General features: G+C 73.4%; 19 protein-coding genes. 13 read left to right on the forward strand and 6 right to left on the reverse strand.

Annotated elements, in window-relative coordinates:
* From ACIQNG_RS37315 to ACIQNG_RS37330, 4 genes are all read left to right on the forward strand, one after another.
* On the forward strand, nt 1–453 hold a 453-nt coding region (locus tag ACIQNG_RS37315), incomplete at its 5' end, for a flavodoxin-dependent (E)-4-hydroxy-3-methylbut-2-enyl-diphosphate synthase (protein ID WP_401491470.1).
* 475 nt (nt 454–928) lie between these two features.
* Nucleotides 929–1,777, forward strand: a complete 849-nt coding sequence (locus ACIQNG_RS37320; RefSeq protein ID WP_401432706.1) for a GNAT family N-acetyltransferase — start codon at nt 929–931, stop codon at nt 1,775–1,777.
* A gap of 44 nt (nt 1,778–1,821) precedes the next feature.
* Complete coding sequence (locus tag ACIQNG_RS37325) at nt 1,822–2,349, forward strand: GNAT family N-acetyltransferase (protein WP_401432709.1); 528 nt, start codon at nt 1,822–1,824, stop codon at nt 2,347–2,349.
* Nucleotides 2,350–2,422: 73 nt separating this feature from the next.
* Nucleotides 2,423–4,132, forward strand: coding sequence for a proline--tRNA ligase (locus tag ACIQNG_RS37330; protein WP_401432712.1), 1,710 nt, complete (start codon nt 2,423–2,425; stop codon nt 4,130–4,132).
* 209 nt (nt 4,133–4,341) lie between these two features.
* Here ACIQNG_RS37330 and ACIQNG_RS37335 read toward each other — a convergent pair whose 3' ends face one another.
* The 3 genes from ACIQNG_RS37335 to ACIQNG_RS37345 all read right to left on the reverse strand — a co-directional run bounded on the left by ACIQNG_RS37335 (nt 4,342) and on the right by ACIQNG_RS37345 (nt 6,365).
* Complete coding sequence (locus tag ACIQNG_RS37335; RefSeq protein ID WP_401432715.1) at nt 4,342–5,253, reverse strand: aminoglycoside phosphotransferase family protein; 912 nt, start codon at nt 5,251–5,253, stop codon at nt 4,342–4,344.
* A 69-nt stretch (nt 5,254–5,322) separates the two neighbouring features.
* Complete coding sequence (locus tag ACIQNG_RS37340; RefSeq protein WP_401432717.1) at nt 5,323–5,844, reverse strand: ferritin-like domain-containing protein; 522 nt, start codon at nt 5,842–5,844, stop codon at nt 5,323–5,325.
* On the reverse strand, nt 5,841–6,365 hold the full coding sequence (locus ACIQNG_RS37345; protein ID WP_401491473.1) for a fimbrillin family protein: 525 nt from the start codon (nt 6,363–6,365) through the stop codon (nt 5,841–5,843). The genes ACIQNG_RS37340 and ACIQNG_RS37345 overlap by 4 nt, the downstream gene beginning before the upstream one ends.
* 260 nt (nt 6,366–6,625) lie before the next feature.
* On the opposite strand from ACIQNG_RS37345, the gene rimP reads away from it, so the two are divergent.
* From rimP to ACIQNG_RS37390, 9 genes are all read left to right on the forward strand, one after another.
* Nucleotides 6,626–7,162 carry a ribosome maturation factor RimP gene (gene rimP / locus ACIQNG_RS37350; RefSeq protein ID WP_401491475.1) on the forward strand — a complete coding sequence of 179 codons (537 nt, stop codon included), beginning with the start codon at nt 6,626–6,628 and terminating at the stop codon, nt 7,160–7,162.
* A 2-nt stretch (nt 7,163–7,164) separates the two neighbouring features.
* On the forward strand, nt 7,165–8,178 hold the full coding sequence (gene nusA, locus ACIQNG_RS37355; protein ID WP_401432725.1) for a transcription termination factor NusA: 1,014 nt from the start codon (nt 7,165–7,167) through the stop codon (nt 8,176–8,178).
* A gap of 201 nt (nt 8,179–8,379) precedes the next feature.
* Complete coding sequence (locus tag ACIQNG_RS37360; RefSeq protein ID WP_401432728.1) at nt 8,380–8,661, forward strand: YlxR family protein; 282 nt, start codon at nt 8,380–8,382, stop codon at nt 8,659–8,661.
* 163 nt (nt 8,662–8,824) lie between these two features.
* Nucleotides 8,825–11,968 carry a translation initiation factor IF-2 gene (gene infB, locus ACIQNG_RS37365; RefSeq protein WP_401432731.1) on the forward strand — a complete coding sequence of 1,048 codons (3,144 nt, stop codon included), beginning with the start codon at nt 8,825–8,827 and terminating at the stop codon, nt 11,966–11,968.
* Nucleotides 11,969–12,134: 166 nt separating this feature from the next.
* Nucleotides 12,135–12,428, forward strand: a complete 294-nt coding sequence (locus ACIQNG_RS37370; RefSeq protein WP_401432734.1) for a DUF503 domain-containing protein — start codon at nt 12,135–12,137, stop codon at nt 12,426–12,428.
* Between the two features lie 47 nt (nt 12,429–12,475).
* The gene (gene rbfA, locus ACIQNG_RS37375) at nt 12,476–12,922 is read left to right on the forward strand and encodes a 30S ribosome-binding factor RbfA (protein WP_401432737.1); all 447 of its coding nucleotides are present in this window, start codon (nt 12,476–12,478) and stop codon (nt 12,920–12,922) included.
* Nucleotides 12,919–13,824 (forward strand): tRNA pseudouridine(55) synthase TruB, encoded by a 906-nt coding sequence (truB, locus tag ACIQNG_RS37380; RefSeq protein ID WP_401491478.1) that lies wholly within the window; start codon nt 12,919–12,921, stop codon nt 13,822–13,824. Before rbfA ends, truB begins: the two co-directional genes overlap by 4 nt.
* Before the next feature lie 383 nt (nt 13,825–14,207).
* On the forward strand, nt 14,208–17,813 hold the full coding sequence (locus tag ACIQNG_RS37385) for a serine protease (protein ID WP_401491480.1): 3,606 nt from the start codon (nt 14,208–14,210) through the stop codon (nt 17,811–17,813).
* A gap of 183 nt (nt 17,814–17,996) precedes the next feature.
* Entirely contained in the window at nt 17,997–18,983 is a 987-nt protein-coding gene (locus ACIQNG_RS37390) for a bifunctional riboflavin kinase/FAD synthetase (protein WP_401491482.1), read from the forward strand.
* A gap of 173 nt (nt 18,984–19,156) precedes the next feature.
* On the opposite strand, the gene ACIQNG_RS37395 is transcribed toward ACIQNG_RS37390, so the two are convergent.
* From ACIQNG_RS37395 to eccE, 3 genes are all read right to left on the reverse strand, one after another.
* Nucleotides 19,157–22,735: an SCO5717 family growth-regulating ATPase gene (locus ACIQNG_RS37395; RefSeq protein WP_401491484.1), complete on the reverse strand. Its 3,579-nt coding sequence runs from the start codon at nt 22,733–22,735 to the stop codon at nt 19,157–19,159.
* Between the two features lie 468 nt (nt 22,736–23,203).
* Nucleotides 23,204–24,058, reverse strand: a complete 855-nt coding sequence (locus tag ACIQNG_RS37400; RefSeq protein WP_401491486.1) for a hypothetical protein — start codon at nt 24,056–24,058, stop codon at nt 23,204–23,206.
* Between the two features lie 5 nt (nt 24,059–24,063).
* Nucleotides 24,064–25,236 (reverse strand): type VII secretion protein EccE, encoded by a 1,173-nt coding sequence (gene eccE, locus ACIQNG_RS37405; RefSeq protein ID WP_401491488.1) that lies wholly within the window; start codon nt 25,234–25,236, stop codon nt 24,064–24,066.
* Between the last annotated feature and the right edge of the window lie 91 nt (nt 25,237–25,327).

Consider the following 25,327-nt stretch of genomic DNA (forward strand, 5'->3'; position numbering starts at 1 on the left):
GCCCTCCTCTCCCAGGGCATCGGCGACACCATCCGCGTCTCCCTCTCCGCCCCGCCCGCCGAGGAGGTCAAGGTCGGCCTCCAGATCCTGGAGTCCCTCGGCCTCAAGGAGCGCGGCCTGGAGATCGTCTCCTGCCCCTCCTGCGGCCGGGCCCAGGTCGATGTCTACAAGCTCGCCGAAGAGGTCACGGCCGGCCTGGAGGGCATGGAGGTCCCCCTCCGCGTCGCCGTCATGGGCTGTGTCGTCAACGGCCCCGGCGAGGCCCGCGAAGCCGACCTCGGCGTCGCCTCCGGCAACGGCAAGGGCCAGATCTTCGTCAAGGGCGAGGTCATCAAGACCGTCCCCGAGTCCAAGATCGTGGAAACCCTCATCGAAGAGGCGATGAAGCTCGCCGAACAGATGGAATCCACCACCACCGAATCCGGCCCCCCCACCATCTCCGTAGCAGGCTGACCCAAAATCGCCCCGAACCCCCACCCCCTAAAGGGGCGCGGGGAACTGCGCAAACCCCACCCGCGGCGGACAGCCGAAGTCACACCCCGATCCACCCCCACCAGGGGCGCGGGGAACTGCGCGCGCAACCCCCCACAACCAGCACACGCAACCACACGGCTCCCGCGGCCCCAAGAACCCCCTGGGGCGGCCACCCCCTAAAGGGGCGCGGGGAACTGCGCAAACCCCACCCGCGGCGGACAGCCGAAGTCACACCCCGATCCACCCCCACCAGGGGCGCGGGGAACTGCGCGCGCAACCCCCCACAACCAGCACACGCAACCACACAGCCCCACCCCCCAGCCCTCCACCCCCACCCCCGGCCGGCAGGCCAACCGCCCCCAGGAAAACAGCCGGCCCCGCCGGCAACTCGGCACCACAGAGCATCCGCAGGTACAGTGCGGAGACCGGCAGCCCCCACCCGCGAAGGCCGTACGTGCTGACCCAGACCACCTCCCGGGTCCTCGAACCGAGAGACCTGGACGCCGCGCTCGCCGTCCTGCACCGCGAGCCGGTCGCCAACGCCTTCGTGACCTCCCGGGTCCAGGTCGCCGGCCTCGATCCCTGGCGCCTCGGCGGCGAGATGTGGGGCTGGTACGAGGACGGCATGCTCACCTCCCTCTGCTACGCGGGCGCCAACCTCGTCCCCATCTGCGCCACCCCCCGCGCGGTCCGCGCCTTCGCCGACCGCGCCCGCCGCGCGGGCCGCCGCTGCTCCTCCATCGTCGGCCCCGCCGAGCCCACCACCGCCCTGTGGCGCCTGCTCGAACCGCACTGGGGCCCGCCCCGCGAGGTCCGCGCCCACCAGCCCCTCATGGTCACCGACCGACTGCCCGCCACCGTCGCCCCGGACCCCTACGTCCGCCGCGTCCGCAAGGACGAGATGGAGACGATCATGCCGGCGTGCATCGCGATGTTCACCGAGGAGGTGGGCATCTCCCCGATGGCCGGCGACGGCGGCCTCCTCTACCAGGCCCGCGTCGCCGAACTCGTCGGCTCAGGACGCTCCTTCGCCCGCCTCGACGACCGCGGCAAGGTCGTTTTCAAGGCCGAGATCGGCGCCGCCACCGACCACACCTGCCAGATCCAGGGCGTCTGGGTCGCCCCCGAGTACCGCGGCCGGGGCCTCGCCGCCCCCGGCATGGCCGCCGTCCTCACCTACGCCCTGGCCGACGTCGCCCCCGTGGTCAGCCTGTACGTGAACGACTACAACACCGCCGCGCGAAGGGCGTACACCCGCGTCGGCTTCCGGGAAGTCGGCGCGTTCATGAGCGTCCTGTTCTGAGAACGTTCCGAGGCTGCCACCCGCCACCCCTGTACGCTCCCGCCATGGACCTCGTCATCGGCCCCCTCGACCTGCCGGCCCATGTGGACGAGGCCCTGGACGTCCAGGCCCTGGCCTTCGGCCTCTCGCCGGAGGAGGTCGCGGTCCGCCGCCAGATCGTCCTGCGCCACATCACCTACCCCGGCGCCCGCGCCTACGGAGCCACCGTCGACGGCGTACTCGTCGGCTTCGTGTACGGCATGCCCAACGACCGCACCCACTGGTGGTCCACCGTCGTGGAGCCCTACCTCCGCGCCGAGCACAACTCCCACTGGCTCGACGACTCGTTCGTGATCACCGAACTCCATGTCCACCCGGCCCACCAGAACCACGGCATCGGCCGCGCCCTGATCACCACCATCACCGACACCGCCACCGAGCCCCGCTCGATCCTCTCCGCGATCGACACCGACAGCCCCGCCCGCGGCCTGTACCGCTCCCTCGGCTACACGGACCTCGCCCGCCGCGTCCACTTCCCGAGCGCCCCCAAGCCGTACGCCGTCATGGGCGCCCCGCTCCCGCTCGGCCGGTAACGGATTTCCACCGGCCGGTGCCGCCCGGCTAACCTCCATGGCATCACCGTTACCCGGCAGGAGTACGAGAACCATGGCGAACGCACCGGTCCAGCGCATGTCCCAGTTGTTGGCGAAGACGCTGCGCGACGACCCGGCGGACGCCGAGGTCCTCAGTCACAAGCTGCTCGTGCGCGCGGGATACGTCCGCCGCACCGCCGCCGGCATCTGGTCCTGGCTGCCCCTCGGCAAGAAGGTCCTCGCCAACGTGGAGCGCGTCGTCCGCGAGGAGATGGACGCCATCGGCGCCCAGGAGGTGCTGCTCCCCGCCCTGCTGCCCCGTGAGCCCTACGAGGCCACCGGCCGCTGGGAGGAGTACGGCCCCGAGCTGTTCCGCCTCCAGGACCGCAAGGGCGGCGACTACCTCCTCGGCCCGACCCACGAGGAGATCTTCACCCTCCTCGTCAAGGACCAGGCGTCCTCGTACAAGGACCTGCCGGTCATCCTGTACCAGATCCAGAGCAAGTACCGCGACGAGGCCCGCCCGCGCGCCGGCATCCTGCGCGGCCGTGAGTTCCTGATGAAGGACTCGTACTCCTTCGACGTGAGCGACGAGGGCCTGACGGAGTCCTACGGGCTGCACCGCCAGGCGTACCAGCGGGTCTTCGACCGGCTCGGCCTGGACTACCGCATCTGCGCGGCGACCGCGGGCGCGATGGGCGGCTCCAAGTCGGAGGAGTTCCTGGCGCCCGCCGAGGCCGGCGAGGACATCTTCGCGGACTGCCCGAGCTGCGCGTTCGCGGCGAACACCGAGGCGATCCACTACGAGCTGAAGCCGGTGGACGGCTCCGCGGTCCCCGCCGCCGAGGACATCGACACCCCCGACACCCCGACCATCGAGACCCTGGCCGCCTCCCTGGGCGTCCCCGCCTCCGCCACCCTCAAGAACCTGCTGGTCAAGGTGGGTGGCGAGAACGGCGAGATCGTCGCCGTGGGCGTGCCCGGCGACCGCGAGGTCGACCTCGGCAAGGTCGAGGCCCACTTCGCGCCCGCCACCGTGGAACTGGTCACCGCCGAGGACTTCGTCGGCCGCCCCGACCTGGTACGCGGCTATGTGGGACCGCAGGGCCTGGCCAAGGTGACCTACCTCGCCGACCCGCGCGTCGCCCCGGGCACCGCGTGGATCACCGGCGCCAACAAGGAGAACGTGCACGCCAGGAACGTGGTCGCGGGCCGCGACTTCGACGTGGACGAGTACGTCGACGTCGTGGTGGTGCAGGAGGGCGACCCCTGCCCCAACTGCGGCACCGGCCTGCGCCTGGACCGCGCCATCGAGATCGGGCACATCTTCCAGCTGGGCCGCAAGTACGCCGACGCGCTCAAGCTCGACGTCCTCGGCCAGAACGGCAAGCCGGTCCGGGTGACCATGGGCTCCTACGGCATCGGCGTCTCCCGCGCGGTCGCCGCGATCGCCGAGCAGACCGCCGACGACCAGGGCCTGTGCTGGCCCGCCGAGATCGCCCCGGCCGACGTCCACGTGGTCGCCGCGGGCAAGGCCCTCCAGACCGAGCTGGCCCTCGACATCTCCGACCGGCTCGCCGCCGCCGGCCTGCGCGTCCTGGTCGACGACCGCCCCGGCGTCTCCCCGGGCGTCAAGTTCACCGACTCCGAGCTGATGGGCGTCCCCAAGATCCTGGTGGCCGGCCGCCGCGCCGCGGACGGCATCCTCGAACTGAAGGACCGCCGCACCGGAGAACGCGAGGAACTCACGGCCGAGGAAGCCATCACCCGTCTGACGGCCTGACCTCCCCCTCGAACGCCGGACCGGGCTGGACACAGCCCGTCCGGCGGGCGAGGACGGGTCCAGGGCCGAGGCCCGGGTCCGGGGGCGAGGCGCGGGTCCGGGTCCGAGGCGCGGGTCCGAGGCGCGGGCCCGGGTCCGAGGCCCGGGTCCGGGGGCGCAGCCCCTGGGACGGACCCCCGCGGCGACGCCGGACGACCGTCACCCCCGCCCTACAGCCACGCCGCGAACTCCAGCAACAGCTCCGCGTCCCCCCGCCGCCCCACCCGCAGCGCCCGCGCGCCGGACTCCACCGCCCGGAACAACGTCCACCCCCGCAGCCGCTCCTGGTCCACCTCCAGCGACTCCGCCAGCCGCTTCACCCGCCGCCGCGTCGTCGCCGCCCCGGACGGACTGCCGATCAGATCCTCCACCCGGTCCCGCACCAGCCGCGCCAGATCGAACGCGCACTCACCGACCACCGGGTCCGGCCCCACCGCCAGCCACGGCATCCGCTCGGCCGCCAGCACCTTGCTCTGCCGGAACGTGCCGTGCAGCAGCCGCCGCTCCGGCGGCGCCGCCAGCAGCGACTCCCGCGCCGCGAGCGCCGCCTCCACCAGCGGCTCCAGCGCCCCGTCCGCGTCCGCGCCCGCCGCCACACCCGCCCGCATCGCCGCCGCCTGCCGCCCGGTCCGCTCGGCCACCGACTCGAAGACCACCCCGGACGGCGGCTCGACCCAGAGCCGCCGCAGCACCCCGGCCGCCTCCAGCAACGCCTTCGCCTCCGGCAGCGACCGCACCGACACATCCGGATGCAGCCGCTCCAGCACCAGCGCCCCGTCGGCCGACCCCGCCTCCAGCAGGAGTACGGCACCCCGCCCCGCCCAGTGCGCCAGCGCGGCCCGCTCACCCTCCGGCCGGGCCCGCGGCGGCGCCAGCTTCAGCACCGCCGGTGCCCCGTCGGCCCCCCGCACCAGCACCACCAGGCTGCTCCGCCCGCCCGGCACCTGCACCCGCTCCACGGTCAACTCACGTAGCGCGACGGCCTGTCGGGCGGCCTCGGGCAGCCCCGCCAGCCAGTCGTCACCCTCCGGCGCCGTCTCGCCCAGCGCCCTGATCAGCCGCTGCGGCGGTGCGATAGCCATACGCGAGTCCGTTCCTTCCCGTCCCTTCCCCTGCCTGTCCCGTTCCCCCGCCCCACCCGTCCCGGCCGGTCAGTCCCCGGGCACGGGCGCCGCGGCCGACCCAGGACCGGCCCGCTCGGTGAGACCAGGGAAGGCTACGCTGCCGCCCCGCCAGCGCACCGACCGCACCGCCGCCTCCCGCAGCGCCTCGGCCGCCGTGCCCCGCAGCCCGCCCCCGACAGCCCGCACCAGGTCGGAGTAGACCCCGGCCACCCGGTCCTCCAGCTCGGCGGCGAGCCGTACCGCCGCCGACGAGTCCGGCACCGCGAAGGGCAGCGCGTACCCGGCCGCCGCCGGCACCGGCTCCCCGCCCCGGTCCCGCACCTCCCGGGCCAGCGCGTCCCGCCGGGCGCGATGGGCGTCGTAGGCCGCCCTGGCCTCCGCCCGCCGGCCCTCGCGGATCTTCCCGCCGACGACCCCGTACCCGTACACGGCCGCGTGCTCGGCCGCCAGCGCCGCCTGGACGGCGTCCAGTTCGGCCTTCTTCGCCTCGTCCGTCTTCTCCGTCTTGTCCGCCCTGTTCGCCCCGGCGGACCTCGCCCTGCCCGTCATGCCTGCCCCTCCGTCAGCAGAAACGCGTGTGCCGCCCCGGCCGCCGCCACCGAGGCCAGCAGCCGTGCCAGCTCGCCCGGCAGCTCCAGCAGCGCCGCGGCCCGCCGGTCCGCCAGCGCCCGCTCGGCGCTCGCGAGCGCGGCGAGTGCCCCCTTCTCGTCACGGGGCACGTCCACGGAAGGCGCCCCCGAAGCGGAAGGCGACGCCGACGAACCCCCGGCCCCCTTCCCCGTCGCCCCGAACGCCTTCGCGTGCCGTACGGTCGCCTCCCGCAGCGGTCGCAGCCGCTCACCGAGCGCCGGATGGGCGGCGAGGACGGCGTCGTAGCGCTCCACGAGCGCCCGGCTGTCCACGACGGCCCGCGCGCGGACCCGCTGGACCGCCGCGGGGCTGCCGCCCGTGGCCCCCTCGGAGCCGTCGTCGGAGGTGCAGCCCGTCAGCAGGAGCGTTCCCGCGGCCGAGGCGAGCAGGGTTCTTCTGCGCGGCCCGGAGCGGGCCCGCGGAGACAGGGGGAGCGGCACGGCAGACGTCCTCGGCAGGCTCGTACGGATGGAGAGGCGAACAGACGGTCGCATCAGGTGGCACGTCCGCGATCACCGTACCCGCGTGAAGGCGCGACGCTCGTCAGCGGCACCACCCGGGCGCCCCGCGCGCACTCCCGTACGCCCCCCCTGGCCGTCGGCCGTCCCGGGGTGGGCGGCGACACGTCCGCGGACCGGATACCCTTTGACCAGACACGCGACGTTCCCACAACAGCACACGCGGCCGAGGAGTCACCCGGATGAGCACCACCCAGAGCGAGAGGCTGCGCGAGCTGCTGGAACCGCTCGTCGCCTCCCAGGGACTGGATCTCGAAGAGATCGCCGTGGACTCCGTAGGACGCAAGCGGGTGCTGCGTGTCGTGGTCGACTCCGACACCGGGGCCGACCTGGACCAGGTCGCCGATGTGAGCCGCGCGCTCTCGGCGAAGCTGGACGAGACCGACGCGATGGGCGACGACGAGTACACCCTTGAGGTCGGTACCCCCGGCGCCGAGCGCCCCCTCACCGAGCCGCGGCACTATGTGCGCGCGACCGGCCGGCTGGCCAGGTTCCAGCTCGCCGCGGGCGGGGACGTGGTCGCCAGGATCCTGACCGTGGACGACGACGGCGTGGACACCGAGGTGCCCGGCGTCAAGGGCCGCAAGCCCACCGCGCACCGCCTCTCCTTCGAGGAGATCGCCAAGGCGCGCGTCCAGGTCGAGTTCGGCCGCCCCGACAAGGGTGAGAAGAACGGCAAGGGCAGCGACAAGGACATGAAGGAAGAGGAGGAGGCGTAGCCATGGACATCGACATGAGTGCCCTGCGGGGCTTGGTGCGGGAGAAGGAGATCTCCTTCGACCTGCTGGTCGAGGCGATCGAGGCGGCCCTCCTCATCGCCTACCACCGGACCGAGGGAAGCCGTCGGCACGCGCGCGTGGAGCTGAACCGGGAGACCGGCCACGTCACCGTGTGGGCGAAGGAGGACCCCGAGGACCTGGAGGAGGGCCAGGAGGCCCGCGCGTTCGACGACACACCGTCCGACTTCGGCCGGATCGCCGCGACCACCGCCAAGCAGGTCATCCTGCAACGGCTGCGCGACGCGGAGGACGACGCCACGCTCGGCGAGTACGCGGGGCGCGAGGGCGACATCGTCACCGGCGTGGTCCAGCAGGGCCGCGACCCGAAGAACGTCCTCGTGGACATCGGCAAGCTGGAGGCCATCCTCCCGGTGCAGGAGCAGGTGCCCGGCGAGACCTATCCGCACGGCATGCGGCTGCGGTCGTACGTCGTCCGGGTGGCGAAGGGCGTGCGCGGTCCGTCGGTCACCCTCTCGCGCACACATCCCAATCTGGTGAAGAAACTCTTCGCCCTGGAGGTGCCGGAGATCGCCGACGGCTCCGTGGAGATCTCCGCGATCGCCCGCGAGGCCGGCCACCGCACCAAGATCGCCGTACGGTCCACCCGGTCCGGTCTGAACGCCAAGGGCGCCTGCATCGGCCCGATGGGCGGCCGGGTCCGCAATGTGATGGGCGAGCTGAACGGCGAGAAGATCGACATCGTGGACTGGTCGGACGACCCGGCGGAGATGGTGGCCAACGCGCTGTCGCCCGCCCGGGTGTCCAAGGTGGAGGTCGTCGACCTCGCCGCCCGCTCCGCACGGGTGACCGTGCCGGACTACCAGCTCTCGCTGGCCATCGGCAAGGAGGGCCAGAACGCCCGGCTCGCCGCCCGGCTGACCGGCTGGCGGATCGACATCCGCTCGGACACCGAGCAGCCGTCCGAGCGGCCCGAGCCGTCGCGGCCGTCGGAGTAGTCCGGCCGGTAGTCCGGCCAGTAGTCCGGCCATTGGCTCGGCCGGTAGTCCGGCCGGTAGTCCGGCCGGTCGAGGAGGCCGCGCGGTCCTTCACCCTTCGGAGGGGAATAGTTCCGCGCCGTAGCGGGGTTGGATCACGACAACGCGCGTTCGATTCTTGCCCCGTAGGGGTGAGGTCGGTGCGGGGAGGTAGACTGAGCGGTGTCTGGCCGGACGCGTGCCGTTGCACGCCCTGAGCGCACCTGTCTGGGGTGCAGGCAGCGAGCGGCCAAGATCGAACTGCTGCGGATCGTGGCGGTCGAGGGCGCATGCGTCCCCGATCCTCGCGGTACGCTGCCCGGCCGGGGTGCGTATGTACACCCCGCCCAGGTCTGTCTGGACCAGGCGGTGCGCCGCCGGGCGTTCCCGCGGGCGTTCCGCGTCCCGGGACCGCTCGACGTAAAGGCGTTGCGCCTGTACGTCGAGCAGGCACACAGTTGCTGATGGCAACACGGTAGAAAGCATGCCGCGCGGAGGTCCCCGTGCGGTCAGGTACCTCGCGAGTCGAAAGCAGGTCGAGATTGCGATGAGCACTCGATGAGTACGCGATGAGTACGCCCATGAACTAGCGACGGTCCGGACGCAACCCGGACCTCAAAGGAGCGAAGTGGCTAAGGTCCGGGTCTACGAACTCGCCAAGGAGTTCGGCGTCGAGAGCAAGGTCGTCATGGCCAAGCTCCAGGAACTCGGTGAATTCGTCCGTTCGGCGTCTTCGACCATCGAAGCGCCCGTTGTACGCAAGCTGACCGACGCCTTCCAGCAGGGCAGTGGCAACGGCAAGTCCGCCGCCAGGCCCGCCCCTCGGAAGGCCGCCCCCAAGCCCGCCGCGCCCTCTCCGGCGCAGGGGGCCCGTTCTGCTGCCCCGAAGCCCGGCGCCCCGCGCCCGGCCCCGGCGCAGCCCGCGGCTCCGGAGGCCCCGGCCCCGGCCGCCGCCCAGGAGACCTCCGCTCCGGCGGCCTCCGCCCCGGCGGAGCCGGCCGCGGCGCCGGTGGCGCCCGGTCCGCGTCCCACCCCGGGTCCCAAGCCCGCGCCGCGTCCGGCGCCGGCCGCCCCGGAGTTCACCGCGCCGCCGGCCGCCTCCCCGGCACCGGCCGGGCCCAAGCCGGGCGGTCCCCGTCCGGGTGGTCCCAAGCCGGGCGCCCGTCCCAGTGGCGGCTCCGGTCAGGGGCAGGGTCAGGGTCAGGCCCGTCCCGGCCAGGGCGCTCCGCGCTCCGGCGGTCAGGGCGCCCGTCCCGGTGCCCGTCCTTCCGGGCCGCGTCCCGGTAACAACCCCTTCACCTCCGGCGGCAACGCCGGTATGGCCCGCCCCCAGTCGCCGCGCCCCCAGGGCTCGCGTCCGGGCGGTCCCGGTGGTCCCGGCGGCGCCCCGCGTCCGCAGGCGACCGGCGCCCAGGGTGGCGGCGGCGGTCCGCGTCCGCAGGCTCCGGGCGGCTCCCGGCCGTCCCCCGGCTCGATGCCCCGCCCGCAGGGTGGCGGTCCTCGTCCCGGCGGCGGTCCCGGTGGCGGTCCCGGCGGTCCGCGTCCCAACCCCGGCATGATGCCGCAGCGGCCCGCGGCCGGTCCCCGCCCCGGTGGCGGCGGTCCCGGTGGCCGTGGTCCCGGCGGCGGCGGTCGTCCCGGCGGCGGTGGCGGCGGCGGTCGTCCCGGTGGCGGCGGCGGCTTCGCCGGTCGTCCCGGTGGCGGCGGCGGTGGCTTCGCCGGTCGTCCCGGTGGTCCCGGTGGCGGTGGCGGCGGTTTCGCCGGCCGTCCCGGTGGTCCCGGCGGTGGCGGCGGTGGCCGTCCCGGCTTCGGTGGCCGTCCCGGCGGTCCCGGTGGCCGCGGTGGCACGCAGGGCGCCTTCGGCCGTCCCGGCGGTCCCGCGCGTCGTGGCCGCAAGTCGAAGCGGCAGAGGCGCCAGGAGTACGAGGCCATGCAGGCCCCGAGCGTCGGCGGCGTGATGCTGCCGCGCGGCAACGGCGAGAGCATCCGGCTCTCCCGTGGCGCGTCGCTCACCGACTTCGCCGAGAAGATCAACGCCAACCCGGCGTCCCTCGTCGCGGTCATGATGAACCTCGGCGAGATGGTCACGGCCACCCAGTCCGTCTCCGACGAGACGCTGGAACTCCTCGCGGGCGAGATGAATTACACGATTCAGATCGTCAGCCCCGAGGAGGAGGACCGCGAGCTGCTGGAGTCCTTCGACATCGAGTTCGGCGAGGACGAGGGCGGCGAGGAGGACCTGGTGGTCCGTCCGCCGGTCGTCACCGTCATGGGCCACGTCGACCACGGAAAGACCCGGCTGCTCGACGCCATCCGCAAGACCAACGTCATCGCGGGCGAGGCCGGCGGCATCACCCAGCACATCGGTGCCTACCAGGTCGCGACCGAGGTCAACGACGAAGAGCGCAGGATCACCTTCATCGACACCCCCGGTCACGAGGCGTTCACCGCCATGCGTGCCCGTGGTGCCCGATCGACAGACATCGCGATCCTCGTCGTCGCGGCCAACGACGGCGTCATGCCGCAGACGGTCGAGGCGCTCAACCACGCCAAGGCCGCCGAGGTCCCGATCGTCGTCGCGGTCAACAAGATCGACGTCGAGGGCGCCGACCCGACCAAGGTGCGCGGCCAGCTCACCGAGTTCGGACTGGTGGCCGAGGAGTACGGCGGCGAGACCATGTTCGTCGACATCTCCGCCAAGCAGGGTCTGCACATCGACTCCCTGCTGGAGGCCGTCGTCCTCACCGCCGACGCCTCGCTCGACCTGCGGGCCAACCCCAGCCAGGACGCGCAGGGCATCGCGATCGAGTCCCGGCTCGACCGCGGTCGCGGCGCCGTCTCCACGGTCCTCGTCCAGCGAGGCACCCTGCGGGTCGGCGACACCATGGTCGTGGGCGACGCCTACGGCCGGGTCCGCGCCATGCTCGACGACAACGGCAACAACGTCGCCGAAGCAGGCCCCTCGACGCCGGTCCAGGTCCTCGGCCTGACCAACGTCCCGGGCGCGGGCGACAACTTCCTGGTGGTCGAGGAGGACCGTACGGCCCGCCAGATCGCCGAGAAGCGCGCCGCCCGCGAGCGCAACGCGGCCTTCGCCAAGCGCACGCGCCGTGTCTCGCTGGAGGACCTGGACAAGGTGCTCAAGGCCGGCGAGGTCCAGCAGCTCAACCTGATCATCAAGGGCGACGCGTCCGGATCGGTCGAGGCGCTGGAATCCTCCCTGCTCCAGCTCGACGTCGGCGAAGAGGTCGACATCCGCGTCCTGCACCGCGGTGTCGGTGCGGTCACGGAGTCCGACATCGACCTGGCGATGGGCTCCGACGCCATCGTCATCGGCTTCAACGTCCGTGCGGCCGGCCGTGCCGCGCAGATGGCCGAGCGCGAAGGCGTCGACGTCCGCTACTACTCGGTCATCTACCAGGCGATCGAGGAGATCGAAGCGGCCCTCAAGGGCATGCTCAAGCCGGAGTACGAAGAGGTCGAGCTGGGCACGGCGGAGATCCGCGAGGTCTTCAAGTCGTCCAAGCTGGGCAACATCGCGGGTGTTCTCATCCGCTCCGGCGAGGTCAAGCGCAACACCAAGGCCCGACTGGTCCGCGACGGCAAGGTCATCGCGGAGAGCCTCAACATCGAGGGCCTGCGCCGCTTCAAGGACGATGTCACCGAGATCCGCGAAGGGTTCGAGGGCGGTATCAACCTCGGCAACTTCAACGACATCAAGGTCGACGACGTCATCGCGACGTACGAGATGCGCGAGAAGCCGCGCGTCTGATCGTCCGAGCCGGACACCACGGACCGGACACACGATCGGGGCCGGTCGGCGGGCAGTTCCCCCCAGGGAATTCCGTCGATCGGCCCCGGCCGTTGCGTGTACGGTTCCGGTAGCGGCGTCCACGTGTGGCGCCCGTACCCCGAACCGGCGGGACATCCGGACGCGTATGTATGTGGGGACGCTGTCCTTCGATCTGCTCCTCGGCGATGTCCACTCGCTCAAGGAGAAACGGTCTCTCGTCCGCCCGATCGTGGCGGAACTCCAGCGCACGTTCGGAGTGAGTGTGGCCGAAACCGGCCACCAGGACCTGCACCGCAGAACCGAGATCGGGCTCGCCGCGGTCTCGGGGGACACCGGGCACCTCGCCGACGTACTGGACCGCTGTGAGCGGCTGGTCGCCGGGCGGCCCGAGGTGGAACTGCTCTCGGTTCGACGCAGGCTCCACAGCGACGAAGACTGAAGCAACGAAGCCTGAAGCACGAAGAAAGCACTTAAGGAGACGGACCAGTGGCCGACAACGCGCGCGCCAAGAGGCTGGCGGACCTCATCCGGGAGGTGGTGGCCCAGAAGCTGCAGCGCGGGATCAAGGACCCGCGGCTCGGCACGCACATCACCATCACGGACACCAGGGTCACCGGCGATCTGCGGGAGGCGACCGTCTTCTACACGGTGTACGGGGACGACGAGGAGCGGAAGGCCGCCGCAGCCGGACTGGAGAGCGCCAAGGGCGTGCTCCGCTCCGAGGTCGGCCGGGCCGCGGGCGTGAAGTTCACCCCCACCCTCGCCTTCGTCGCCGACGCCCTGCCCGACAACGCGCGGACCATCGAGGACCTCCTCGACAAGGCCCGCCAGTCGGACGAGCAGGTACGCCAGGCCTCCTCCGGAGCCACCTACGCCGGAGAAGCCGACCCGTACAAGAAGCCCGGTGACGACGAGGACGACGCCGCCGAATGACGCAGCAGCCCACCACGCCCGACGGCCTTGTCATCGTCGACAAGCCGTCGGGCTTCACTTCGCACGACGTGGTCGCCAAGATGCGCGGCATCGCCCGCACCCGCCGCGTCGGCCACGCCGGCACCCTGGACCCGATGGCCACCGGCGTCCTCGTCCTCGGTGTCCAGCGGGCCACCAAGCTCCTCGGCCATCTCGCGCTGACCGAGAAGGAGTACCTGGGCACCGTCCGCCTGGGCCAGAACACCGTCACCGACGACGCCGAGGGCGAGATCACGGGGTCCATCGACGCCTCGAAGGTCACCCGCGACGCCATCGACACCGGGATCGCCCGGCTGACCGGCGCCATCATGCAGGTGCCGTCCAAGGTCAGCGCCATCAAGATCAACGGCGTACGGTCCTACAAGCGGGCGCGCGAGGGCGAGGACTTCGAGATCCCCGCCCGGCCCGTCACCGTCTCCTCGTTCAGCGTGTACGACGTCCGCGAGGCCGTCGCCGACGACGGCACCCCCGTACTCGACCTGGTCGTCTCCGTCGTCTGCTCCTCCGGCACCTACATCCGCGCCCTCGCCCGCGACCTGGGCGCCGGGCTCGGCGTCGGCGGACACCTCACCGCGCTGCGCCGCACCCGCGTGGGGCCGTACAAGCTCGACGCGGCCCGCACCCTGGACCAGCACCAGCAGGAACTGACCGTCATGCCCATCGCCGAGGCCGCGACCAGCGCGTTCCCGCGCTGGGACGTCGACACCAGACGCGGCCGACTGCTGCTCAACGGGGTACGGCTGGAGATGCCCGAGCAGTACGCGGGCGCTGGCGCGGTCGCCGTCTTCGACCCCGAGGGGACCTTCCTCGCGCTGGTGGAGGAGCAGAAGGGCAAGGCGAAGAGCCTGGCTGTGTTCGGCTGACGGGGGGTGCGGGAGCGGCCTGTGGGTCCGGGTACGGGCGTAGGTCCGAGTGGGTCCCGCGCACGGGCGTAGGTCCGAGTGGGTCGTGTAGGGGGCGCAGGTCCGACTGGGCCCGTGCCCGGGGCGTAGGCCGTGACCTGGGTCGGAGGGCTCTGTCCGTGGAGCGGCGGGCACGGGGTGATGCTCGCCCGCCGCTCCACGGCCCCCCTCGGTTCCCCCACCCCTAGGGATATCCAGCCGGAACCGCCCGTTCACCCGTTCAGACGGGCGCTCGGAGTGAACCGAGGGGGCGGAAGGGGGCGCGTTCACCACGCCCTGTGTTCTCCTGATCACTTCCTCCCTACCGTCGTACACAGGTACGTGCACGGCGGGGAGGTTCGGCGATGGCGGGAGAGACCGGTCCCCCCCACCGCGGCGCGGCGTTCCGCGCGACGGACGGCCCCGCCCTGGTCCGCCTCCACGACCTCGCCGGACGCCCCCGCGGCCTCGGCTTCCTCGCCGACCACCACGGCACCCTGATCACCAGCCACGAAGCCGTCGACGGACTGCCGCGACTGGTGTTGCGGGACGCCGGCGACCGGGTCTGCGTGGTCGGCGCCGACGAGATCACCGTGCTACCCGGCCGCGCCCTGGCCCTCGTCCGCACCACCGGGCTCGGCGCGGACCCGCTCCCCGTCACCGTGCGGGACCGCGTCGGCACCGGTGCGCATGTCCGGGTCGCCGCCGGATGCTGGCGCGCGGCCCGGGTGCTCGCCCCCGCCACCGTCTCCTACGCCGCCACCACCAGCGTCCACACCCTGGACGACGCCCTGGAACTGGCCATCGGCACGGCAGGGCGGGACGCGCTGCGGTACGGCGGGGGCGCGGCGGGGGGCCCGGTGCTCGACGACCGCACCGGCACGGTCGTCGGCGTGATCGGCACCGCCCTGCGCTCGGCCGACCGCGACAGCGCCTTCGCCGTCCCGTTGCGCCCCGCTCCCGACGGCCCCCTCGCCGCGCTGCTCGCCCGCAACGCCGCGACCGTCCCCGCCTACGGCACCGACCTCAATCTGGCCGGGGTCCTCGAACTCACCGCCACGTCGGTCGGCTCCGACGGGCCCGCGGGCACCTTCACGAGCCGCCCGATGGCGGCACCGGTCGAGCGGGCGGAGGTGGCGGGATGGCTGGCGGGGTTCGCCGCGGGTGGTGGGAGCGGCGGGAGCGGTACAGGTGGTGGGGGTGGTGCCGGGGTGCTCGCTCTCGTGGGGCTGCCCGGCAGCGGTCGTACGACCGAACTCGCGGCGCTCGCCGCCCGGCGCGGCGCCGGACCCGAACCGGCCCCCACCCTGTGGCTGCGCGGCGCCGACCTGGCCGACACGGACCTCTCGGTGGCCGACGCGGCGGGGCGCGCGCTCGCGCGGGCGGGGCGGATCGTCGCCGCGTCCCGGCCGGAACTCCCCGAGGGACTGGGGGACGTGACGCCCGAGCGGCTCGCACGGCTCGCCCGCGCCGGTGGTCGCCCCCTGCTGATCCTGCTCGACGGGCCCGAGGAGATGCCGCCGGTGCTGGCCCACCGCCTCGCCGCGTGGACCCGGGAGACGGGCGGGTGGCTGAGGGAGAGCGGGGCACGGATGGTGGTGGGGTGCCGGGAGGAGTTCTGGGAACGGGTGGAGGACGGGTTCGGGTTACCGGGGGCGGACCCGCCGCCGCCCCTGCGCGTTTCGCTCGGCGACCTGACGGAGGCGGAGGCCCGTGAGGCGCGCTTCCGGTACGGGATCCCGGACGGGGCCCTCCACCCGGCCGACGCCCGGCACCCCCTGACCCTGCGGCTGCTCTCGGAGGTCCGCGCGGTGCTCCCCGACGGGGTGCCGGGCGGGGCGGACGGCCGGGGCGAGGGCAGGGACGTCGGGCCTAACAACGGCCGGGGCGTCGGGCCGGACGTCGGTCGGGGCGACGCGGTGGTGGGGCACCCGATGCCCGGACAGCCGCCGCCGCTCGATCAGCCGTCCTCCCGCACCCTCCACCACCCCCTCGATCGGTACGACGTCCTCGCGGCCTATCTCGATCTGGTCTGTCTCCGGATCGCCCTGCGGCTCGGCGCGCAGACAGGGCTGGCGGGCGACGCCGTACGCCGGCTCGCGGCGAAGGTCGCCGGGCAGGTGCACGAGGCGGCGCGCGACAGTCTGGGGCCCGGACAGGGCGAACTGGACCGCGCGGCGTTCGAGGCGGTGTTCCCCTGGGGCCCCGCGCCGCGGCGGCTCGGCGGAGGAGCCGGCTGGGCGTCCGCCGTACTGGCCGAGGGACTGCTGGTGCCCGCGGGCGACGGCTACCGGTTCGCCCACGAGGAACTGGCCGACTGGATCCAGGGCATGCACCTCGACCTGGACGAGGCGCTGCGCGCCCTGGTCCACCGAGGACGCGACCCCGCCCTCCCCCCGAACCCCTTCCCCGTGCCCCGCCACCGCATCGGCCCGGTCGTCCAGGCCCTGCTGCTGCTCGCCCGGCAGCAGGGACCGCACCGACTGGCCCTGCGGATGCAGGAGTTGGTCCACGCGCTGGACGTCGACCCGGACTCCTGGTGGGCGCTGCGACTGCTGCGCGAAGTACTGCTGCGGGTACCGCAGGGGACGCCGTACGTCCCCGTGCTGCGGCTGCTCGCCGACCGGCTGGCCGAGCGACGGGAGCAAGGGCGTTCCGTGCCACGGGAGTTCGGGCCCGCCTTCTGGACCACGCTCGCCGTCCCGGAGGGGGAACGGCTGGACCTGCTGCGCCGCATGCTGCCCGCCGACGCCGCGCCGCGGGAGGCCGGTGGGCCCCGCTTCCTGGACACCGTGGCCGCGCTGCTCGCCGCCGACGCGGGCACCGTACAACCGCATCTCGTCCGGTGGTTCCACGACGAGCGGGCGCTGCCCGCGACCCCGCACGCTACCGTGGCGACGGCCGCCCAGGCGCTGCTGCACACCCATCGGCACCGGGCGCTGGACGACCTCACCGAGACCCTCGCCGACCAGCCGCACCCACGGTCCGAGGAACTGCTGGCCGCGCTGGTGGAGGAGGAGCCGTCCGCGCTGTGCCGGGCCGTGGACCGCTGGGCGCGCGACGTACGGCCCGGACGACACGAACTGGCCATGACCTACGGGACGGCCGTCGCCCCGTACGCCTGCTCCGACGCCGACCGGGATCTGCTGGGCCGCGCGGCACACGCCGTCCTCGCGGTACTCGCCGACGCCCGACTGCACGGCGCCGCGCTCGGGCTGCTCGTACGGGATCCGCGCAGCCGCGCCCGGTGTCTGGGGAAGGCGCTCACGCGGTTCGGGGCCGGAGATCCCGCCCTGCCGGCGAGCGCGATGGCGACGGCGGTGGCCACGGACCCGGAGGCGGTGCTCGGGGCGTTCCGGGTACGGCTGGTGGCGGCCACGGGAGCCGACGCGGCACAGGTGCTGGCGGCGCTGCTCGACACCGTGCCACCGGCGGTCGCGGGACGGGTCACGGCACTCGTGCGGGAGGTGGCGGAGGAGCGGGCGGAGTGCGCGGGCGCGCTGGCAGGCTGGGCGGATCGGCGGCTGGACTCCGGGGCCGAGGTTGCGAGTGTGGTGTTTCCGCTGGTCAGCGGGGTGCTGGGGAGCGGGGGAGAGCGGCTGCGGGCGGCGGTCGCGGGGGTGCTGGGCGGGAGCGGGCCGCTGCGGACCCGGCTGCGGGAGTCGCTGCTGGCCGGGGAGCGTGAGCCCGCCGTACTGGATGCCCTGCTGCGGGCCGTGGCGTCCGCCGGCGGTGACGCCGAGGACGACATGAGCGGGGTCGTGCGGCGGATCGGTGAGCTGCTCGTCCGGACGCCGGAGGGGGCGGCGCGCTTCGATCGGGGGCTGGTGGATCTCGGGCGGCATGTGCCCGGGTTCGCCGGGCGGGTGGCGGGGTGGCTGACCGAGAGCCCACGCGCGTGGGCGGCACTGGTGGGGCCCAGTACGCGACGGATGATCGGGTGTCTGGCGGGGGTCTCGGTGCCGGTGTGAGGCGGTCGCGCCGACGGGCGGGCGCGGGGGAGAAGGGCGTCGTCGGGTACGTGTGCCCGGTCACAGCGTGGATGCAGATGCCGATGCGGATGCCGATGCGGGGCCGAGGCATTCGGCATGGCACCCTTAGACCTGCATATGAAGCGTCCGTAAAGGCACACACGGGTTCGAGGAGCGGTCACAGTGCAGCGCTGGCGTGGCTTGGAGGACATCCCCCAGGACTGGGGGCGCAGCGTCGTCACCATCGGCTCCTACGACGGGGTCCACCGAGGCCACCAGCTGATCATCCGGCACGCGGTGGAGCGCGCCCGCAAGCTGGGCGTCCCGGCCGTCGTGGTCACCTTCGACCCGCACCCCAGCGAGGTCGTCCGCCCCGGCAGCCATCCGCCGCTGCTCGCCCCGCACCACCGCCGGGCCGAGCTGATGGCCGGCCTGGGCGTGGACGCGTTGCTGATCCTCCCCTTCACCGCCGAGTTCTCGAAGCTGTCCCCGGCCGATTTCATCGTCAAGGTGCTGGTCGACAAGCTGCACGCCAAGGCGGTCGTGGAGGGTCCGAACTTCCGCTTCGGACACAAGGCCGCGGGCAATGTGGAGTTCCTCGCCGAGCAGGGCAAGACGTACGACTTTGACGTCGAGGTCGTCGATCTGTTCGTGACCGGTGACGCGGGCGGCGGTCAGCCGTTCTCCTCCACCCTCACCCGGGGCCTGGTCGCCGAGGGCGAGGTCGCGGGCGCCGCGGAGATCCTCGGTCGCCCGCACCGTGTCGAGGGCGTGGTGGTGCGCGGTGCCCAGCGGGGCCGCGAACTGGGCTATCCGACGGCCAACGTCGAGACCCTCCCGCACACCGCGATTCCGGCCGACGGCGTCTACGCGGGCTGGCTGCACGCACAGGGCGAGGCGATGCCGGCCGCGATCTCCGTCGGCACGAACCCGCAGTTCGACGGCACCGAGCGCACGGTGGAGGCGTACGCCATCGACCGGGTGGGGCTCGATCTGTACGGACTCCATGTCGCCGTCGACTTCCTCGCGTATGTGCGGGGGCAGGCGAAGTTCGAGTCGGTCGAGGGCCTGCTCGAACAGATGGCGGTGGATGTGAAGAAGTGCCGGGAGCTGGTGGCGGAGGCGGAAGCGGAGGCCGAGGCCGAGACGGAAGCGGGCTCCTCGAACTGAGTGCCGTCTGCACTCGGGTGCTGGGTGCTGGGTGCTGGTTGCTGGGTGCTGGTTGCTGGTGAACCCGCCGCGGGAGCGGACCAGTGCGGTCTCGGTGATCCCTACAGATCACGGGAAGGGCGGCCGGTGCCTGGTGGGGCATCGGCCGCCCTTCGTGCTGTGGGGGCTGCCCGCTACTGCTGCGGGGGCGGCGGGGTCCGGCCCTCGGAATGCGGCGGCTGAGCCTGCTGGTCAGGCTGGGCCTGGTTCTGGTCTTGACTCTGGCCCTGGCCTTGGTTCTGGCCTTGTCCCTGGTGCGGGGGCTGGCCGGGGTGTTGGGGGTAGGGCTGGGCGCCGGGCTGCGGGAAGCCGGGGTGACCTGGTTGGCCGCCGGGCTGGCCCTGCGGCATCGGCTGACCGGGGTGGCCCGGGTGGCCGTACGGCTGGGGCTGGCCCGGCCCCTGCGGGAAGGGCTGGCCGGGGTGGGGCTGGGCCTGGGGGTGGGCCTGCTGGAACGGGGGTTGCCCCGGGTACCCCGGTTGGCCTGGCTGTGCCGGCTGTCCCGGCTGCCCCGGCTGTGCCGGTTGGCCTGGCTGTCCTGGCCGGCTTGGCTGTCCTGGCTGTCCGAAGGGGCCCGGCTGCCCGGGGATGGGCGGCTGTCCCGGCATCGGGTGGGCGGGGAACGGCTGACCGGGCGCGGCCTGCCCCTGCATCGGCGGCCGGCCGGGGACAGGCGGCTGCCCCTGCGGCATCGACTGACCGGGGAACGGCTGACCGGGGTAGGGCTGGGCCGGCGTCTGCGCCCCCGGCATCGGCGGTGCCGCCACCGGGGGCGGGTTGCCGTCGTTGGTCCACAGGCCGTGCATCTGCTGATGGCGTACGAAGTCCTCCGCGACCATCGCCGCGAGGTTGAAGTACGCCTCGCGCACCTTGGGCCGCATCATGTCCAGGTCGACCTCGGCACCGGCGGCGAGATGCTCGTCGAAGGGCACGACCACCACACCGCGGCAGCGCGTCTCGAAGTGCGCCACGATGTCCTCGACCTTGATCATCTTGCCGGTCTCACGGACCCCGGAGATGACGGTGATCGACCGGGAGACCAGGTCCTGGTACCCGTGCGCCGACAGCCAGTCCAGTGTCGTACTGGCACTGCTCGCCCCGTCCACCGACGGCGTCGAGATGATGATGAGCTGGTCGGCGAGGTCGAGCACCCCGCGCATGGCGCTGTAGAGCAGACCGGTGCCGGAGTCGGTGAGGATGACCGGGTACTGGTTGCCCAGGATGTCGATCGCGCGCCGGTAGTCCTCGTCGTTGAAGGTCGTGGAGACGGCCGGGTCGACGTCGTTGGCGATGATCTCCAGCCCGGAGGGGGCCTGGGAGGTGAACCGCCGGATGTCCATGTACGAGTTGAGGTACGGGATCGCCTGGACCAGGTCACGGATGGTGGCCCCGGTCTCCCGCCGCACCCGGCGGCCCAGCGTGCCCGCGTCCGGGTTGGCGTCGATCGCGAGAATCTTGTCCTGCCGCTCGGTGGCGAGCGTGGAGCCCAGCGCGGTGGTCGTCGTGGTCTTGCCGACACCGCCCTTGAGGCTGATCACGGCGATGCGGTAGCAGGACAGCACCGGCGTACGGATCAGCTGGAGCTTGTGCTGACGCTCCGCCTCCTCCTTCTTCCCGCCGAGCTTGAAGCGCGATCCCGAACTGCCGGGACGGCTGCTCTTCGCCTTCTGCCGACGGTTGTTGAGCAGTCGGTCCGAGGACAGCTCCACGGCCGCCGTGTAACCGAGCGGCGCGGCACCGGGGTTGGTCGGCTGCCGCTGGTCGTGCTGGAGCGGCTGCGGCCAGGCGGCGCCGGTGCGGGGGTCGACCGGGGGCTGGGGCTGTCCCTGCGGCTGCCCCTGCGGATGGGGCTGTGGTTGTGACTGCGGTTGTGGCTGCGGCGGCTGCGGTTGGTTCGGCAGCTGCTGCTGGAACTGCTGGAACTGCTGGAACTGCTGGAATTGCTGGGGTGGTTGTGGGAAGCCGTAGCCGCCTTGGGGGCCGGGGCCGGGGCCGGGGCCGGGGGCCGGGGTGGCGGGGGCAGCGGTCGGCTGTGCCGGTGCGGGTGCCGGTGCCTGCGGGTGCGGCTGCTGCGGGTGGTGCGGCTGCTGCGGGTACTGCGGTGGCTGGGGCTGGCTCGGCTGAGCCGGGGGCTGCGGGAAGCCGTACCCGCCCTGCGGATGGGGAGGTGCGGGCTGCTGGGGGAAGCCGTAGCCGCCGGGCTGGTTCGGATTCGGGGGAGTGGGGGCGGAGACGGGCGGCTGCGGGAAGCCGTAGCCGCCCTGCGGGGGCTGGGTCTGCCAGTCGGCCGGGGGCTGCCCGGGCGCGGCGGCCGTCGGCTGCGGCTGAGGTGACGCCGGAGAGGTCGGTGCCTGGGCCGGCGGAGCCGGCACCTGCGGGTGCGGCTGCTGCGGGTGCGGCTGCGCGGGCCAATGGGCCGCCGGTGCGGGGGCCGAGGGCTGGTACGACGGCGGCAGCGGCGGTACGCCGCTCTCCGGGGCCGGCGGGGGAGTCCAGGCGGGCGCCCCGGGCTGGGGCGGTACAGAGGCGGCGGGTTCGGCTCCGGAACCGGCGTCCGTACCGGTGACGGTGGAGATCGGGACCTCGCCGGAGTCCCCGGCCGTGACGTCGGACGCCGCCTCCTCCGGGGCGTTCGCGTCGGAGTCGGGGCCGGTGTCGGTGTCGCCGAGGGCGGAGTCCGTGCCGTCGGACGGGTCAGCAGCGTCGGGTGACGGGCTGTCGGTTCCGGCGGGCTCGCCGTCCTCGGATCGACCGCCGACGTCACTGGTGGCTCCGGTGTCGCCAGTGCCACCGTTGACGGCGCTGTCACCGCTGTCGGTGTGGGCGCCGCCGGGGCTGTCGACGGCAGCCTCACTCTCGGCGCCGTCGGTCTTGTCGCCGCCGGACGGGCTGTCACCGGCGTTCTCGGCTTCGGGCTGCTTCTGCGCGCCCCGGGCGGCCCGCGCGTGTGCGACGGCGTCGGCGGCGAGTTCGGCGATCTCCCGCTTCAGCGCCGCGGAGGAGAACCTCATCGTGGCGCCGCTCTCCAAATCACCGTTGGCCGGCTCCGGCTCTGGCTCCGGCACGGGCGCCGACTCGGGCGTCGGCGGCGCGCTGGGCGGGCTCGGAGGCGTGCTGCTCTCCGGCTCCACGGCACCCCCGGACATCCACTGCGGCGGAAGACCGCCCGGCTGCGAGGTCTGCGGCTCGAACCCACTGCCCTCCGGCAGCCGAGGCACCTCGACGTGCGGCGGAGTGCCACCGAACGGAGTGCCCGCGTCGGGCGTGTACGGAGCGGTACCCGCACTCGGCGTGTGCGGCGGCGTACCGCTCGCCGGGGTGTGGTGACTCGTACCCCCGGCAGGCGTGTGCTGCGCAGGAACACTCGGCGGAACACCAGGCGCACCAGGCGCACTGGGTGCACCGGCCACACCAGGTCCACCACCCGGCACACCGACCGGCACTCCAGACACCCCCGACGCCTCGGGAGCCCCAGGGGCCGCAGCGGACCCCGGAACCTCCGGCACCCCAGAAGTCCCCACACCCCCCGCACCACCGGTCGTACTGCCGTTCGTACCGCCGTTCGTGCCCCCGGACGCGTTCTGCGTGTACCAGGCGGGTGGGGCGTAGTCGATGGTGAACTCGCCCGTCATCTCCACGGAGGCATCCGTATCGGGCTGGTCATCGTCGGGCGACGCCCAGCCCCCGCGGATCCCGTCCCGATCGCTGCTCACAGTTCCTCCTGATGTGGTCGAGCACCCTCATGCAGTGCTGGGGCGACCCTTGCTGTCGTCCGATCCACCGCGCTGTCCCCCGGGGTCACCCCTGGAACGCGCATCGCCCGCTGACGGGTGCTCGCGACGTGCCCCACCCCAGCCTAATCATGAAAAGGACGGCCACGGCAGGCCCGCCCGCCACCGGGTCCGCGTCCGCCGCCCGGTGGTCCGTCCGGCACCGCCCCGAGGGTGGTGACAGACACCGAACCGTGACGAAGAACCCTGACGAACGTACGTCTGACGCCCTACCCACAAGCAAGTTGAAAACACGGCCATCGGTGCGAATCCCTGCGAGCGTGCCCGAATCGGGACACCATCGGCCCGCCAGCGCATCGATCCGTCACGGCCGATCCGTCAGTCGGCCGATCCGTCCGTCGGTCGATCCGCCGGTCCGCGGATCCGCCGGTCCGTCGGTCTGTCGATCCGTCAGTCCATGCGCCGGGCCACACCCAGCAACCCGATCTCCGCGTCCGTCGGCTGGGTCATCACGTACTGCCGGTCCCGTTCGGTGCACCACAGGGTGACTCCGTCGGCGAGCGTCGGCAGGGACTCGTACTCCGGGCGCGGGAGCCCTATCACGCGCCCGATCTCCGTGGCCTCGTCCGGCGACACCCGCTGCACGCCCACCAGTCGTGCCTGACGCATCAACCGGGGTGCCACCGGGCTGAGATACGGCAGCAGCGTCAGCACCGACTGCCAGGGCGCCGACACCACCCGCCCGCGCGGCGGTCGCATACCGCAGTCCCGGATCACCAGCACGGGACCGCCGGCGGAGGCGCCGAGCGGCGGCACCCGGCCGACCTCGTGCACGGTCATCCCGGACTGCCCGCCGCCCACCGCCTGCACCACCTGGGCCCAGTGCGCCGCGCGGCCGGTCTCCACGGCGACCCGCGCGCCCGTCGCCGCGGCCCGCAGGGCGAGGACCTGAGCCGTCCACAGACCGCCGATGAGCAGGATGTCGTAGGGAGTGGGGCGGTTGACCCCGAGGACGGCCGGGTGGCCCTCCGCGTCGACCCCGACGACCACCCCGTCGTCACCGATGGGCAGGGAGAGGGCGTCGAGCTGGTCGGCGGACAGGGAGTGGCGCGGGTGACGCGGGCCGATCAGCCCGAAGCCGGTGCGCAGCCGCTCGGCGAGGCCGGGACCCGGACCGGCCCCCGGCTGCCCGCCCGGCCCACCGGGACCGCGACCGCCGGGACCGAGGGAGGACGTGGAAGACGCGAAGGACGGGGAAGACGGGGAAGACGGGAAGGACGGGGAGGAAGTCGAGGGACCCGTCATGGCCATCAGCGGACACCTCCGAGCGGCAGGGTGGCGAGGACGCCGGGCAGTTGTTCGCGGTCCAGGCGGGCCAGGCCGGTCCGCAGTTGCCGGGCGGCGCGCTCCAGATCGCGGCGCGAGGTGGCCAGTTCGCTGCTGCTGCGGCCGGTGATCCGCACATGGCCGGTGACCGTGACATCCCGCTGGTCCCCGGCGGCCAGGGTCAGACTGAACGTCGTCGCGAGCGCGGGCACGGCGGTCAACTGGGCGACCAGCTGCGGCAGCGCGACACCGTCGCCGCCGAGCCCGGGCCAGCGGCGCACCCAGTACGTGGTGTGGCGGCGGTTGTCGCAACGCCAGCTACGGCTGGACTCCTCGGTACGCCGCCGGGGCGCGTCGCTCTGCCCGGCCTGGGCCGTGACCATCGGGTTGGCGCAGGCGGAGGTGGCGATCGCGGAGGTGACCTCCTCCTCCGTGAGCACATTGACCCGCAGCCCGGCGCCGGTCAGCCGGCTGGAGAGATGCTCGGCGGAGCGCACCAGGCACTTCTGCGCGCCCACCAGCGCGCCGCCGCGCGCCGCCACGGCCTCCGGGCACAGCTCGGGGTCCAGCTTGAGCGCGATCCACATGATGCGCACGGCGGGGGCGGCGGTCTGGGCCTGGAGCTGGGTGTAGTTGGTCACCACGACCGACTGCTGCGGCAGATGCGGGGCGGGCGCGGGCTGGGTGTGCACCACGATCTGCGCCGACTCCAGCCGGATGCCGTCCACCTCCAGCGCGTCCCGGACCAGACCGACAGGCAGCGGTCTCAGGCTGCGCTCGGCGCGCAACGCCCCGGCGTCCGCCTCCACCTGCAGCACGGCCGTCAGGAACCCGCCGTCGCCCACCATGCCCACGGGCCGTCGGTCGTCGCCCCGGCTGAAGCTGTAGGTGCGCAGCGTCGGGTCGCATTCGACCGCGGGCGCGAGCCCGGCGTCGGTGCCCGGCGGCACGGTGGCACCCGCCGCGCGGCGGCGCCGGGTGCGCAGCGCCTGCACCCCGCCCAGCCACTCGGGCAGGGAGCGCCCCCGACGTCGTACGACCGCCATGGCCACCAGGATCGCGGCGACGACGGCGGCCGGGACCAGCACATACGTGTCGATGAGCCAGCCGCACACCACGAGCGCGGCGGCCAGTTCCAGCAGCACCAGCCGGCGCACGGCGAAGGAGCCGCCGCGGCCCGAACGCGACCGCAGATGCGGCGTGACGGCGCCACCGACCGAACCGGTCGTCCGCGTCCCCGTCCGCGAC

It is taken from the genome of Streptomyces sp. NPDC091377, assembly GCF_044757045.1.
In the GTDB taxonomy this organism is placed as follows: domain Bacteria; phylum Actinomycetota; class Actinomycetes; order Streptomycetales; family Streptomycetaceae; genus Streptomyces.